This is a genomic window from Mesorhizobium intechi (assembly GCF_002879535.1).
GTDB classification, from domain to species: Bacteria; Pseudomonadota; Alphaproteobacteria; order Rhizobiales; family Rhizobiaceae; genus Mesorhizobium; species Mesorhizobium intechi.
This window is the reverse complement of record NZ_PNOT02000355.1, coordinates 1-13078: the sequence shown is the minus strand read 5'-3', so window position 1 is coordinate 13078 and position 13078 is coordinate 1. Positions and strand designations below refer to the sequence as shown.

Here is a 13078-nt window from a genome sequence, read left to right as displayed (position 1 = left end):
ACCGTGTGCCCCGACTGGCCGTTGAAGCCATGCTCATATGCGGGCGCCGCATTCCGGTTCACAGCAGAGGGTTTTCACGATGTTTTCAGTCAAGGTTTTCGCCGGCGCGGCATTGGCGTTGGCCATCACGGCAGCGTCCGCCAGTGCTCAGGTTGTCGTCTCTTCGAAGATCGACACCGAGGGTGGCGTGCTCGGCAACATCATCCAGCTCGTTCTCAACGCCAACGGCATCAAGACATCAGACCGCATTCAGCTCGGCGGCACACCGGTGGTGCGCAAGGCGATCACCGCCGGCGAGATCGACATCTATCCCGAATACACCGGCAACGCCGCGTTCTTCTTCGAGAAGGCCGATGACCCGGTCTGGAAGGACGCCGCCAAGGCCTATGAGACGGCCAAGAAGCTCGACTACGACGCCAACAAAATCGTCTGGCTGTCGCCGGCGCCGGCCAACAACACCTGGGCGATCGCCCTGCGCAAGGAAGTGACGGACCAGAACAAGCTCGTCACGCTGTCGGACTTCGGCAAATATGTCGCCGGCGGCGGCAAGGTGGTGCTCGCGGCTTCCGCCGAGTTCGTCAATTCGGCGGCCGCGCTTCCGGCCTTCCAGACCACCTACGGCTTCACGCTGAAGCCGGACCAGCTGATCACGCTATCGGGCGGTGACACGGCGGCGACCATCGCCGCGGCCGCCAACCAGACCAGTGGCGCCAACGCCGCCATGGTCTACGGCACCGATGGCGGCATCGCCCCGTCGGGCCTTGTCGTGCTCGAGGACGACAAGGGCGTGCAGCCAGTCTACCAGCCGGCGCCCATCATCCGCGAATCCGTGCTCAAGCAGCACCCCGAGATCGAGACGCTGCTGAAGCCGGTCTTCGCCAAGCTCGACCTCGTCACGCTGCAGGAACTGAACGGCCGTGTGCAGGTTGGCGGCGAGCCGGTCAAGGGCGTTGCCGAGGACTTTCTGAAGAAGAACGGCTTTCTGAAGTAGGACGATTCCGGCGCGCTGCTCGCGTGGCGTGCCGGACGGACCGACGGGGGAGGGCGTGAACATCCGTTTCGACAAGCTCGGCGTGGTCATTGCCGCTATCGCGGCCTATGCGGCGTTCCTCGCTCCCTTCGCTACGTTCCGCGCCAATCGCATCGTTCCGGGCCAGGCGCGCTCTATTCTCGAGGCGCTGCCGGCAACCGCCGGGCCATTGCTGATGGCTATCGTGATCGTCGCGGCGCTCATAGCGCTCTTCAGGACACCGCTTATGCTGCGCCTTGCGGCCAGTGTCGTGGCGCTTGCCGCGCTCGCGCTGCTCGTCGGCGTCGCTGGCACATTCTTGACGCCGGCCGGCAACACCTTTGCCAGGGTATCACCGGCCTCCGGTTTCTGGATACTTGTCTTTGCCTTCACGCTTTTGCTGGCGGACGTGCTGACGCGCCTGAGCTTGTCGCCACGAGACCGCGTCGCTGTCCTGGTCGCCGCCGCCGTGGCCATTGGCCTGCTTTTGGTGTCGGGAGCCTGGAACGACCTTTCCATCCTGAAGGAATACGCCAACCGCGCCGACAGTTTCTGGGCCGAAGGGTCCAAGCATGTGACGCTGGCGCTTGGCTCGCTCCTTGCGGCGGTCGTCGTCGGCCTGCCGCTCGGCATACTCTGTCATCGCGTCCAAAGGTTGCGGGCCGGTGTGCTCAACGTGCTCAACATCATCCAGACCATTCCTTCGATCGCGCTGTTTGGTCTGCTGATCGCGCCGCTCGGCTGGGTCGCCACGCATGTGCCGGGTGCGGCAGCGCTCGGCATTCGCGGCATCGGCACCGCCCCGGCCTTCGTCGCCTTGTTCCTCTATTCGCTGCTGCCGGTTGTGGCCAACACCGTCGTCGGCCTTGCCGGCGTGCCGCGCGCCGCCAACGACGCGGCGCGCGGCATGGGCATGACCGACCGACAGCGCCTGTTCGGCGTCGAATTCCCGCTGGCCTTTCCGGTGATCCTCACCGGCATCCGCATCGTCCTGGTGCAGAACATCGGCCTTGCCACCATCGCAGCGCTGATCGGCGGCGGCGGCTTTGGCGTCTTTGTCTTCCAGGGCGTTGGCCAGACCGCGATGGACCTGGTGTTGCTCGGCGCGGTGCCGACGGTGGCGCTCGCCTTCGCCGCCGCCATCATCCTCGACGCAGTGATCGAAATGACCGCCACCAAGCGCAGGGTTGAAACGGCATGATCGAAATCGAAGGCATCACCAAGCGCTATGACACGACCACCGTCGTCGACGACGTGTCGATGGTCATCGAACCACGTACCATCGCAGTCATTGTCGGCACCTCGGGCTCGGGCAAGACGACGCTGCTGCGCATGATCAACCGACTGGTCGAACCGACCGCCGGCATAATCAAGCTCGACGGCGCCGACAATCGTTCGGTGCCGGGCTACGAACTGCGCCGAAGCATCGGCTATGCCATCCAGGGCCACGGACTGTTTCCACATCGCACCGTGGCGCAGAACATCGCCACCGTGCCGGTGCTGCTTGGCTGGGGCAAGGATCGCATCCAGGCGCGCGTCGATGAACTGATGACACTCTACCAGCTCGACCCCAAGGAATTCGGACCGCGCTATCCGCACGAACTGTCCGGTGGCCAACAGCAGCGGGTCGGCGTGGCCCGCGCGCTCGCCGCCGAACCCAACGTGTTGTTGATGGACGAGCCGTTCGGCGCGCTCGATCCGATCATCCGCACCAAGGCGCAGGAAGATCTGCTGGCGATCCAGAAGCGCTTCGGCACCACCATCATCCTCGTCACCCACGACATGGAAGAGGCCGTGCATATGGGCGACAAGATCGCCGTCATGGATGCCGGCAAGCTCGTGCAATACGCCAAACCAGCCGAGATACTGGCAAACCCGGCCAGCAGCTTCGTCGAGACCCTGGTCGGCGCCAGCGAAAGGCCATTCAGGCTGCTGTCGCTCGGGCGAGTGCGTGACGCGGTGGAGATCGGCGCCGCCGAGGGCGAAGCCATCCCCGGCGATGCCAGCCAGCGCGATGCGCTGGCTGAACTCCTGTGGACAGGCCGGCCGGCGCTGCCGGTCAAAGGCGCCGACGGCAAGCCGCTCGGCCGCGTTACGGTGGATGGGCTGATCAAGCGGGCGGCGAGACCGGCATGAAAGCCTGGCTTCCTTTGCTGCTCAGGCTTGCGCTGGTGGTGTTGCTCGTGGCGTTCGTCACCAGTCCGGGCTGGTTTGAGCCGTTGCTCAAGCCGCTGACCGAGAACAACGCGCCGGTGATCTACAATCAGGGCAGCCTGCTGACGCTGACGCTGCTGCATCTGCGCATCGTGCTGATCGCCACCGTCGCCGCGACCATCGTTGCGGTGGCACTGGCCATCCTTGTCACCAGGCCGGCTGGCGCCGAATTCCTGCCGCTGTCGCGCAGCCTGGTCAATATCGGCCAGACTTTCCCGCCGGTGGCGGTGCTGGCGCTCGCCGTTCCGGCTGTCGGCTTCGGCGAGAAGCCGACGCTGATCGCGCTGTTTCTCTATGGCCTGCTGCCGATCTTCGAGAATGCCCTGACCGGCCTGACGACGCTGCCGGCCAATGTCGTTGAGGCGGCGCGCGGCGCGGGCATGACCGGCTGGCAAAGGCTCACCAAGGTCGAGCTGCCGCTCAGCGCGCCGATCATCCTGGGCGGCATCAGGCTCTCGGTGGTGATCAGCCTGGCCACCGCCACCATAGGCTCGACGGTTGCCGCCAAGACGCTGGGCGAGGTGATCATCGCCGGCCTTCTTTCCAACAATCTTGCTTTCATCCTGCAGGGCGGCCTGATCGTGGCGGCCCTTGCGGTGCTGATCTATGATGGATTGTCGGCGATCGAGCGCTATGCGGCGCGGCGCATGGGACGCGAGGCGGAGTAGTCCTTTTGGGGCGCTGGTGGCCGTGTCGGCATCATCCCCTTGCGTCATTTCAATCGATCTAAATGAAGGGCGACGTCGGGCAGGTCGTCGTGACTTTTGTCTTTTGGGCGAAAGCCGGGCAAAAACTGAACAATATCTTGACGTTCGCGGCACTGTTTCGCATACACCGATGCGAAGAGGCGGATTCCGTACGCGGGATTCCATCTTTGTCTCATCGGCCCAGGGAGGGGTTCATTTGGGCCAACAATCGAGGAAGAATCGGCAATGACCATTATTTCCGCCGTCATCGCCTGCGGCTTGCTTTCTGTCCTGTACGCTATCTGGGCGACACGTTCGGTCCTTGCGTCCGACCAGGGCAACGCACGCATGCAGGAAATCTCCGCCGCCATCCGTGAAGGCGCGCAAGCCTACCTGGCGCGCCAGTACACCACCATCGCCATCGTCGGCGTGGTCGTGCTCTTGCTCGCCTGGTGGCTGCTTTCGATCACCGCCGCGATCGGCTTCCTGATCGGCGCCGTCCTGTCGGGCGCTGCCGGCTTCATCGGCATGCATGTTTCCGTGCGTGCCAACGTGCGCACCGCGCAGGCGGCCTCCAACAGCCTGGCCGCCGGTCTCGACATAGCCTTCAAGTCGGGCGCCATCACCGGCATGCTGGTGGCGGGCCTGGCGCTGCTCGGCGTCTCGATCTACTACCTCATCCTGACCGGCCCGATGGGCCTGCAGCCCAATGACCGCATCGTCATCGACTCGCTGGTCTCGCTCGGCTTCGGTGCCTCGCTGATCTCCATCTTCGCCCGTCTCGGCGGCGGTATCTTCACCAAAGGCGCCGATGTCGGCGGCGATCTGGTCGGCAAGGTCGAAGCCGGCATTCCCGAGGACGATCCGCGCAACCCGGCCACCATCGCCGACAATGTCGGCGACAATGTCGGCGACTGCGCCGGCATGGCCGCCGACCTGTTCGAGACCTATGCGGTGACGGTCGTCGCCACCATGGTTCTCGGCGCCATCTTCTTCGGCGGCACCGCCATCCTCGGCGCGGCGATGCTCTATCCGCTCGCCATATGCGGCGCCTGCATCCTGACCTCGATCGTCGGCACCTTCTTCGTCAAGCTCGGGGCCAACGGTTCGATCATGGGTGCGCTCTACAAGGGCCTGATCGTCACCGGTCTGTTGTCGATCGTCGGCCTCGGCGTCGCCACCTCGGTATGCCTTGGCTGGGGCGCGATCGGCACGGTCGCCGGCATGGTGATCACCGGCAAGAACCTCTTCATCTGCGGCCTGATCGGGCTTGCGGTGACGGGATTGATCGTGGTGATCACAGAATACTACACCGGCACCAACAAGCGCCCGGTCAACTCGATCGCCCAGGCGTCGGTGACCGGCCACGGCACCAACGTCATCCAGGGCCTCGCGGTCTCGCTGGAATCGACGGCGTTGCCGGCCATCGTCATCGTCGGCGGCATCATCTCGACCTACCAGCTCGCCGGCCTCTACGGCACGGCGATCGCCGTCACCACCATGCTCGGCCTGGCCGGCATGATCGTCGCGCTCGACGCCTTCGGCCCGGTCACCGACAATGCCGGCGGCATTGCCGAAATGGCCGGTCTGCCCAAGGAAGTGCGCCACTCCACCGACGCGCTCGACGCTGTCGGCAACACCACGAAGGCCGTGACCAAGGGCTATGCCATTGGCTCGGCAGGTCTCGGCGCATTGGTGCTGTTCGCCGCCTACTCGAACGACCTGAAGTTCTTCGCCGCCAATGGCGACAAATATCCCTACTTCCAGGGCATGGGCGAGATTTCCTTCGATCTCTCCAATCCTTACGTCGTCGCCGGCCTGATCTTCGGCGGCCTGATCCCCTACCTGTTCGGCGGCATCGCCATGACGGCCGTCGGGCGTGCGGCGGGCGCCATCGTCGAGGAGGTGCGCAAGCAGTTCCGCGAGGATCCCGGCATCATGGCCGGCACCTCCAAGCCGAACTATGCGCGTGCCGTCGACCTTCTGACCAAGGCGGCGATCCGGGAAATGATCATCCCCTCGCTGCTGCCGGTGCTGGCGCCGCTCGTCGTCTATTTCGGCGTGCTCTTGATCTCGGGTTCGAGGGCCTCGGCCTTCGCAGCCCTCGGCGCCTCGCTGCTCGGCGTTATCGTCAACGGCCTGTTCGTCGCCATCTCGATGACTTCGGGCGGCGGCGCCTGGGACAACGCCAAAAAGTCGTTCGAGGACGGCTTTGTCGACAAGGACGGCGTCAAGCATCTCAAGGGTTCCGAGGCGCACAAGGCTTCGGTGACCGGCGATACGGTCGGAGATCCCTACAAGGACACCGCCGGCCCCGCGGTCAACCCGGCGATCAAGATCACCAACATCGTCGCGCTCCTGCTTCTGGCCGTGCTCGCGCACGGCTGAACGGAGGCTGGCTGTTAGATAGAAACCCGCGGGGAGCGATCCCCGCGGGTTTTTGTTTGGCCCGGATCAGGCCCATCGCTCACTTCAAACCCCAATACCCGCTCGATTTGACGCTGGCTCGCCCCGTCTGGCTCGCCTTGGCCAAACAAAAACCCGCAGGATCGCTCCCGCGGGTTCTTGGTCGCCTGAGATGGTGCTGCTTCCCAGGGGAAGCAGGATCTGATGATCAGGGAGTGCCGCCGCCGGGGATGCCGGGCGCCAGCTTGCTGGCGCCGTTGATGATCTGGCTGAGGAAGTTCTGGTCCTTGCCGCCAGTCGGCGTGGTGCGCGAGATGAAGTCGAAAATCTTGCCGTCCTTCATGCCGTAATTGGCGATCTGGGTGACACGACCATCGGCGCCGAAATAGACCGCCAGAACTTTCTGGTCGACGAGCCTGGGCTTGTCGAAGGCGACATAGCGCTTGCGTGTCTGCGAAATGTAGTAAAATGCCTCGTTGTCGAATGTCGCCGTGGTCGACGGCGTGCCAAGCGCCAGAAGCACCTGCTCACGGCTGGAGCCGACTGGCACCGAATCGACGGCCTGCTGGTCGTAGACATAACCTTGCGTGAACGTCTCGCTCGGATTGAGGTCGCCTATCATCTTGTTGGTGTGACACGCCGAAAGCGCCGAAACGACGAGCAGCAGCGAGATTGCGCCGGCAGGCCTGGACGAGAAGGTCGACTTGAAATTCAGCGCGCGCAACAACAATTCTCCATTATATCGCCGCAACTTGCGCTGGGCCGCAAAACCGGTAAACCAGCTTGCCTGCCGATGCAACAAGGCCAATTCAACAAACGGTCCCCGGGAGACCATCCCCATGTTCCAGCGCTTTTTTGGTCGCGAACGCCACGCCAACCGCGCCATAACGGACGCGCTTTACGCACAAATCGTGGCGGCGGCGCGGCAGACTGTATTTTATTCCCACTGGAATGTGCCGGACACACCGCTCGGCCGTTTCGAGATGCTTTCGCTGCATATGTTCCTGTTCCAGCATCGCTTGCGCGGCGAAGACGGCGTGGCGCAGGAGATCGCCCAGGTGCTGATCGACGAGTTCTTTCTCGACGTCGATCATTCGCTGCGGGAACTGGGCATTGGCGATGTCGGCGTGCCCAAGCGGATGAAGAAACTGGCGAAGATGTTCTATGGCCGCACCGCCGCCTATGATGATGCGCTCGACAGAAACGATCGCGACGGGCTGGCCGCGGCGCTTGCCCGCAATGTCCGGCCCGATACCGGCACGTGGCCTGAGGGGCCGCAATTGGCCGACTATGTCGCCGACGCCTGCCGGCAGCTTGCCGCGCAGCCGTCCGAATCGATCGTTTCCGGCACGGCGGTGTTTCCGCTCGCCAAGGGAGGTGCTTGATGAAACATGCTGATCCGCATAGCCCGGTTTCCTTTTTCGCCAATGTCGCCCGGCTGCCGCAGAAGGGCCTGCCGGTGGTGATCGACGCCGATGCCGCCCAGCGCGCGGCGCTTGCCGAGGAGCATGGGCTGCTGTCGGTCGAAGCCTATCGCGCCGAACTCCTTGTCGCTTCCTGGAAACGCAACGGCGTCAAGGTCAGTGGCCGTGTCGAGGCCGATATCACGCAGGCCTGTATCGTCACGCTCGATCCCGTTGAAGCGCATATCGACGAGCCGGTCGAAGCGCTGCTGTTGCCCGAGGATTCCAAGCTTGGGCGGCAGGGGTTCGAGGGCGGTGGCGAAATCCTGCTCGATGCGGATGGTCCTGACAGCCCCGAAACATTCTCCGGCGACACGATCGATGTCGGCGCTCTCGCCGAGCAGTTCTTCGGACTGGCGATCAACCCCTATCCGCGCAAGTCGGGCGCGTCGCTGGATGCCGGCGACGAGACCGAGGCGGCGGAGAATGAATTTCAGCAAAAACTGCGATCCTTGCTGGGAAAATCCTGAAAACCTCGCCCGCGACGGAAAAGTCGGTTGTGTGAAAACCCAAAACCGCTATTTTCGCCGAACCTTCGCGATCACTAAGCGACCTGCCGCCTAACCGTGAGATGAATACCCCGTGATCAGGATTTCCATCGATGCCATGGGCGGCGATCACGGACCAGCCGTGGTCATTCCGGCGCTCATGACGGTCGCGACTCGTCGTCCCGACATCCGCTTCGTCATCTACGGGCGTGAGGAACTTGTGCGCCCCGAACTGGCCAAGTTCCCCAAATTGGCCGAGGTGAGCGAATTCTTCCATTGCGAGATCGCGGTCAGGATGGACGACAAGCCCAGCCAGGCATTGCGCCACGGCCGCTGGAAGTCGTCGATGTGGAAGGCGGTCGAAGCGGTCAAGTCAGGTGCCGCCGACGCCTGCATCTCCGCCGGCAACACCGGCGCGCTGATGGCGATGTCGAAATTCTGCCTGCGCACGATGGCCACCATCGATCGCCCGGCGATCGCTGCGTTGTGGCCGACATTGCGCGGCGAAAGCGTGGTTCTGGACGTCGGCGCCACCATTGGCGCCGACGCGCAACAGCTCATTGATTTCGCCATCCTCGGCACCGGCATGGCGCGCGCCGTATTCGGCATTGCGCGGCCCACCGTCGGCCTGCTCAATGTCGGCGTCGAAGAGATCAAGGGCCAGGAAGAGGTCAAGGAGGCAGGGCGCATGCTGCGCGAGGCCAACATGGCCTCGATGAACTATCATGGCTTTGTCGAAGGCGACGATATCGGCAAGGGTACGGTCGACGTGGTCGTCACGGAGGGCTTCGCCGGCAACATCGCGCTGAAGACCGCGGAAGGCACTGCTCGCCAGATCGCGGGGTATCTGCGCGCCGCGATGAGCCGCACCCTGATGGCCAAGATCGGCTATGTCTTCGCCAAGGGTGCCTTCGATCGCCTGCGCGAAAAGATGGATGTCGGCCGCTCCAATGGCGGCGTCTTCCTGGGGCTGAGCGGCATTGTCGTCAAAAGCCATGGCGGTGCCGATTCTGACGGGTTCGCGGCGGCGATCGAGCTCGGCTATGACATGGTGCGCAACAATCTGCTCGACCGCATCGAAGCCGACCTGGACCTGTTTCATGCGCGCAACCCGCGTGCCCTGTCATCCCGGAAATCCGACGTCGTTACCGACGCGAAGGAATAGGAAAGAACTTTGATCAGATCAGTCGTGCGCGGCACGGGCGCCGCGCTGCCCCGCCGCATCATGAAGAATGCCGACTTCGAGGGCATGGTTGAAACCTCGGACGAGTGGATCGCCCAGCGTACCGGCATCCGCCAGCGTCATATCGCGGCCGACGACGAGACGACGGCTTCCCTGGGAGAGGCCGCGGCACGTGCCGCCCTTGCCAATGCCGGGCTGACGCCTGATGACATCGACCTGATCGTGCTGGCAACATCGACGCCCAACAACACATTCCCGGCCACCGCGGTCGAGATCCAGAACCGGCTCGGCATGCATCACGGCTTTGCCTTCGACATGCAGGCGGTGTGTTCGGGCTTCGTCTATGCGGTGACGACAGCCGACCTCTACATCCGAGGGGGGCTTGCCAAACGTGTGCTGGTGATCGGCTCGGAAACGTTCTCACGCATCCTCGACTGGAGCGACCGCTCGACCTGCGTGCTGTTCGGCGATGGCGCGGGGGCACTTGTCCTGGAGGCGGGCGAGGGGGCCGGCACGATTGCCGACCACGGCGTCCTGGCGGCCAGCCTGCGCTCCGACGGCGTGCACAAGGACAAGCTTTTCGTCGACGGCGGACCGTCGACCACGGGAACGGTCGGTCACCTCAGGATGGAAGGCCGCGAGGTCTTCAAGCATGCGGTCGGCATGATCACCGACGTCATCGAGGCAACCTTCTCCGCCGCCGGCATATCGGCTGACGATCTCGACTGGTTCGTGCCGCACCAGGCCAATAAACGAATTATTGACGCATCCGCCAAGAAGCTCGGGATAGCAGATCAAAAGGTGGTGGTTACGGTCGATTTGCACGGTAACACCTCGGCTGCCTCGGTGCCGCTGGCGCTGTCTGTGGCCGTTGCCGATGGCCGCATCAAGAAGGGCGACCTCGTCCTCCTGGAAGCGATGGGCGGCGGCTTCACCTGGGGCGCCGTTCTGGTTCGCTGGTAAGTGCCGAACGGCTCGGTTTCGGTCCTTGACCTTGCCGGATCAATTACTTAGGCTCTGCCGCTGTTGTGCCGATTTTACGTTTTGAACTGATGGGACGGTCGCATGGGGGGAAAGACACTTACGCGTGCCGACCTGGCGGAGGCCGTCTATCGAAAGGTCGGCCTGTCGCGCACTGAATCCGCCGAACTGGTCGAAGCCGTACTGGACGAGATCTGCGAAGCCATTGTGCGTGGCGAGACGGTCAAGCTGTCGTCTTTCGCGACGTTCCATGTCCGCTCCAAGAACGAGCGCATCGGGCGCAATCCCAAGACCGGCGAAGAGGTGCCGATCCTGCCGCGCCGGGTGATGACGTTCAAATCGTCCAACGTGCTGAAGAACCGCATCTTGCGCTCTCACCAGAACAGCAAGGCAAAGGGCGGCAAATAGCCTCCATTGTACGGTTGAAAACCGGCCCCGCGATCACGCCGGGCTTGAATATTGCTTCACAAACCGCTGAAATAAAGCCCGATTCGGCAGCATGGCTGGATTGGTGCTCCGCGTATGATCCATTCCGCGCAAATGGAATGAGCTTCTCTCCGTTGAGCCTGATCTCGCTGAAGACCGTTCCGGATCACGCTCCAGCGTGAGGATTTCGCCCATGGACAAGAGCCCTGACGCCTTCCGCACCATCAGCGAGGTCGCCGAAGATCTGGACCTGCCACAGCATGTGCTGCGCTTCTGGGAGACACGCTTCAACCAGATCAAACCGATGAAGCGCGGCGGCGGCCGTCGCTATTACCGGCCGCAGGATGTCGAACTGATCAAAGGCATCCGCCACATGCTCTACGACCAGGGCTACACCATCAAGGGCGTGCAGAAGCTGCTGCGCGAGAACGGCAATCATTTCCTGGTTGCCATCGGTAATGGCGACATGGCCGCCGTCGAGGCGATCTCGCAACGAAAGCAGGCCGATCAAGTGCCGCTGACGCCGGCGGCACAGCCGCGCGGCGGCGATGACGAGCTGGTTGGTCAGCCAAGGGTCAAGCCGAGCCGACGCTTTTTCGGACTGGGCAAGAGCGATGAGGAAGGTCCGGTTCAGCCGGACTCGTCGAAACTATCGCGCGACAATCGCGCGCTGCTGCAGGAGGCGCTGTTCGACCTCCTGGAGTGCAAGCGCCTGCTTGACCAGGTGCGCTGACCGCCGCGCGAAGCGCTTTGAAGCCTCGAGACCGGAACTCGCCTTGGGGTGAGGCGTTACGTTTCCTTCTGCAAGACGTCGTTCAGCAAGACAACGTCGCATGGCAAGACAAGGAAACGCATGATGGCATCATTTTCGACCCTTTCGGACATCGATCTCGAAAAGCAGGTCGCGGCCCTCTCGAGGGAACTCGCGGCGTTGCGCAAGGCGGTGTCAAAGCGGGGTGGCGCCTACTATGAAGATGGCCGCGATGCCGCTCTCGACACATATTCGGATCTCGCGGGACGGCTGCGCGATGCGATGCCGGCAATCCGCAAACAGGGCAGGGCGGTCGAGAAGTCGGCTCGTGACCATCCGGCTGCGGCCGCCGCGGTTGGGCTCGTGGTGCTTGGCCTGGTCGCAAGCCTGCTGTTCAGCCGGCGCTAAGGAGCGCTCTAAGACAAGGAATTCAAACAAGAAAATGGCGGCGGCCCTGGGAGGGAAGCCGCCATTGTCTTCGCTGTCAGGTGACTACTTCGCGAGCTTGATCTTGGCCTGGGGCGAAACCTGCGCGGTCTGGCTGCATTTGCCATAGACCGTGCCATTCTTGTCGGTGGCATCGGTATAGGTGCCCTTGCATTCGATCGAGAGCACCAGACAGTGGCCCGCGCCCTTGCAAACCGCGCCGCCGTCGCCGGTGGGGTGCGTGCCGTTGGCGAAAGCCGAATTCGTCATAGACATCGAGCCGATCGCCGACATGGCGATGGCGGCAGCGAGCGAGAGACACTTGAAGCTCGAGATGTTGCTCATTTCTGCATTACCTTCTGTTCAATTGAGGGCGCGCCTTGCTGGCGTCCACCTGGTTGGGATCGCCTTGTTGGCGTCCATGCAGGCTTAGTGCCGTCCTCGAAGGAAAGGTTCATGCGGGCGTGGATTAAAATGCGCGCCGCCCTCGGCAGGGCTTTGCGCGCCAGCGATATCAGCCGTGCTTTGGCATCCCATGCGACGCGCTGCGGCATGGACGCGCGGGTGGATGTCATCAGAACGGCGGCCGTGCCCGCGACATGGCGGTCTCGGGGCAGGTGTCGCAGCTCATGGCGAGCGCACGGACGAGGCGGGATTGGGCAGATGGCTCAGCTTCAGGAAATATCGCGCCGCAAGGGCGTGTTGGCGAAGCGTGAGCTGCAACGGCGCGACCGGCAGAACGATGCTGTCTATCCAGGAGATATCGGCCTGGCCATCATCGGGATGCGTGGCCCTGTTCGAGAAGCTGGTGTCGGGCCTGGCATTGCATGATCAGGAGAAGACCGGCCTTGAACAAGAAACCAAGGCCGGTCTTCTCGTTGGCGGTTTGTATTTAGTAGGCCTTCTTCACGTGGTGGCGGTGATGAGCGTAGTGGTGAACGCGGTGATGACGAACATGATGATGGACGCGATGATGACGAACATGATGATGACGATGATGCTTTGCCATCGGGGCCGCATCGGCGCTTGTCGCACCGATGACCGG

The 13078-nt window shown here is 63.2% G+C and carries 16 protein-coding genes; 14 read left to right on the top strand and 2 right to left on the bottom strand.

What is annotated here, in order from left to right:
* Positions 1–79: 79 nt before the first annotated feature.
* The 5 genes from osmF (at position 80) to C1D09_RS29920 (ending at position 6297) form a co-directional block, all read left to right on the top strand.
* On the top strand, positions 80–991 hold the full coding sequence (osmF, locus tag C1D09_RS29940) for a glycine betaine ABC transporter substrate-binding protein OsmF (RefSeq protein WP_143977578.1): 912 nt from the start codon (positions 80–82) through the stop codon (positions 989–991).
* Positions 992–1046: 55 nt separating this feature from the next.
* Entirely contained in the window at positions 1047–2210 is a 1164-nt protein-coding gene (locus C1D09_RS29935) for an ABC transporter permease (protein ID WP_143977577.1), read from the top strand.
* Entirely contained in the window at positions 2207–3145 is a 939-nt protein-coding gene (locus tag C1D09_RS29930; protein WP_143977576.1) for an ABC transporter ATP-binding protein, read from the top strand. Before C1D09_RS29935 ends, C1D09_RS29930 begins: the two co-directional genes overlap by 4 nt.
* On the top strand, positions 3142–3891 hold the full coding sequence (locus C1D09_RS29925) for an ABC transporter permease (RefSeq protein WP_143977575.1): 750 nt from the start codon (positions 3142–3144) through the stop codon (positions 3889–3891). Before C1D09_RS29930 ends, C1D09_RS29925 begins: the two co-directional genes overlap by 4 nt.
* Before the next feature lie 264 nt (positions 3892–4155).
* Positions 4156–6297, top strand: coding sequence for a sodium-translocating pyrophosphatase (locus C1D09_RS29920; protein ID WP_143977574.1), 2142 nt, complete (start codon positions 4156–4158; stop codon positions 6295–6297).
* Between the two features lie 226 nt (positions 6298–6523).
* Here C1D09_RS29920 and C1D09_RS29915 read toward each other — a convergent pair whose 3' ends face one another.
* A complete protein-coding gene (locus C1D09_RS29915; RefSeq protein ID WP_027046739.1) occupies positions 6524–7039 on the bottom strand; it encodes an outer membrane protein assembly factor BamE in 516 nt (171 codons plus the stop codon).
* Between the two features lie 115 nt (positions 7040–7154).
* On the opposite strand from C1D09_RS29915, the gene C1D09_RS29910 reads away from it, so the two are divergent.
* The 7 genes from C1D09_RS29910 (at position 7155) to C1D09_RS29880 (ending at position 12015) form a co-directional block, all read left to right on the top strand.
* A complete protein-coding gene (locus C1D09_RS29910; RefSeq protein ID WP_143977573.1) occupies positions 7155–7700 on the top strand; it encodes a ubiquinol-cytochrome C chaperone family protein in 546 nt (181 codons plus the stop codon).
* On the top strand, positions 7700–8248 hold the full coding sequence (locus C1D09_RS29905) for a YceD family protein (RefSeq protein ID WP_143977572.1): 549 nt from the start codon (positions 7700–7702) through the stop codon (positions 8246–8248). Before C1D09_RS29910 ends, C1D09_RS29905 begins: the two co-directional genes overlap by 1 nt.
* 112 nt (positions 8249–8360) lie before the next feature.
* The gene (plsX, locus tag C1D09_RS29900; protein WP_019857626.1) at positions 8361–9431 is read left to right on the top strand and encodes a phosphate acyltransferase PlsX; all 1071 of its coding nucleotides are present in this window, start codon (positions 8361–8363) and stop codon (positions 9429–9431) included.
* Between the two features lie 9 nt (positions 9432–9440).
* On the top strand, positions 9441–10412 hold the full coding sequence (locus C1D09_RS29895) for a beta-ketoacyl-ACP synthase III (RefSeq protein WP_143977571.1): 972 nt from the start codon (positions 9441–9443) through the stop codon (positions 10410–10412).
* 102 nt (positions 10413–10514) lie between these two features.
* Positions 10515–10838 carry an integration host factor subunit alpha gene (locus tag C1D09_RS29890; RefSeq protein WP_010915609.1) on the top strand — a complete coding sequence of 108 codons (324 nt, stop codon included), beginning with the start codon at positions 10515–10517 and terminating at the stop codon, positions 10836–10838.
* A 211-nt stretch (positions 10839–11049) separates the two neighbouring features.
* Positions 11050–11589 (top strand): MerR family transcriptional regulator, encoded by a 540-nt coding sequence (locus C1D09_RS29885; protein WP_027046741.1) that lies wholly within the window; start codon positions 11050–11052, stop codon positions 11587–11589.
* 123 nt (positions 11590–11712) lie between these two features.
* The gene (locus tag C1D09_RS29880; protein ID WP_143977570.1) at positions 11713–12015 is read left to right on the top strand and encodes a hypothetical protein; all 303 of its coding nucleotides are present in this window, start codon (positions 11713–11715) and stop codon (positions 12013–12015) included.
* Positions 12016–12099: 84 nt separating this feature from the next.
* On the opposite strand, the gene C1D09_RS29875 is transcribed toward C1D09_RS29880, so the two are convergent.
* Entirely contained in the window at positions 12100–12378 is a 279-nt protein-coding gene (locus C1D09_RS29875) for a hypothetical protein (RefSeq protein WP_143977569.1), read from the bottom strand.
* A gap of 318 nt (positions 12379–12696) precedes the next feature.
* On the opposite strand from C1D09_RS29875, the gene C1D09_RS33360 reads away from it, so the two are divergent.
* Complete coding sequence (locus tag C1D09_RS33360; protein WP_167514813.1) at positions 12697–12864, top strand: hypothetical protein; 168 nt, start codon at positions 12697–12699, stop codon at positions 12862–12864.
* Positions 12842–13078, top strand: a 237-nt coding sequence (locus C1D09_RS29865) for a hypothetical protein (RefSeq protein WP_167514812.1), incomplete at its 3' end; no start/stop codon positions are given. The genes C1D09_RS33360 and C1D09_RS29865, both read left to right, overlap by 23 nt.

Coding starts and splice junctions, on each gene's coding strand:
- osmF (WP_143977578.1), top strand. CDS start 80: ATGTTTTCAGTCAAGGTTTTCGCCGGCGCGGCATTGGCGTTGGCCATC.
- C1D09_RS29930 (WP_143977576.1), top strand. CDS start 2,207: ATGATCGAAATCGAAGGCATCACCAAGCGCTATGACACGACCACCGTC.
- C1D09_RS29925 (WP_143977575.1), top strand. CDS start 3,142: ATGAAAGCCTGGCTTCCTTTGCTGCTCAGGCTTGCGCTGGTGGTGTTG.
- C1D09_RS29920 (WP_143977574.1), top strand. CDS start 4,156: ATGACCATTATTTCCGCCGTCATCGCCTGCGGCTTGCTTTCTGTCCTG.
- C1D09_RS29910 (WP_143977573.1), top strand. CDS start 7,155: ATGTTCCAGCGCTTTTTTGGTCGCGAACGCCACGCCAACCGCGCCATA.
- C1D09_RS29905 (WP_143977572.1), top strand. CDS start 7,700: ATGAAACATGCTGATCCGCATAGCCCGGTTTCCTTTTTCGCCAATGTC.
- C1D09_RS29890 (WP_010915609.1), top strand. CDS start 10,515: ATGGGGGGAAAGACACTTACGCGTGCCGACCTGGCGGAGGCCGTCTAT.
- C1D09_RS29885 (WP_027046741.1), top strand. CDS start 11,050: ATGGACAAGAGCCCTGACGCCTTCCGCACCATCAGCGAGGTCGCCGAA.
- C1D09_RS29880 (WP_143977570.1), top strand. CDS start 11,713: ATGGCATCATTTTCGACCCTTTCGGACATCGATCTCGAAAAGCAGGTC.
- C1D09_RS29875 (WP_143977569.1), bottom strand. CDS start 12,378: ATGAGCAACATCTCGAGCTTCAAGTGTCTCTCGCTCGCTGCCGCCATC.
- C1D09_RS33360 (WP_167514813.1), top strand. CDS start 12,697: ATGGCTCAGCTTCAGGAAATATCGCGCCGCAAGGGCGTGTTGGCGAAG.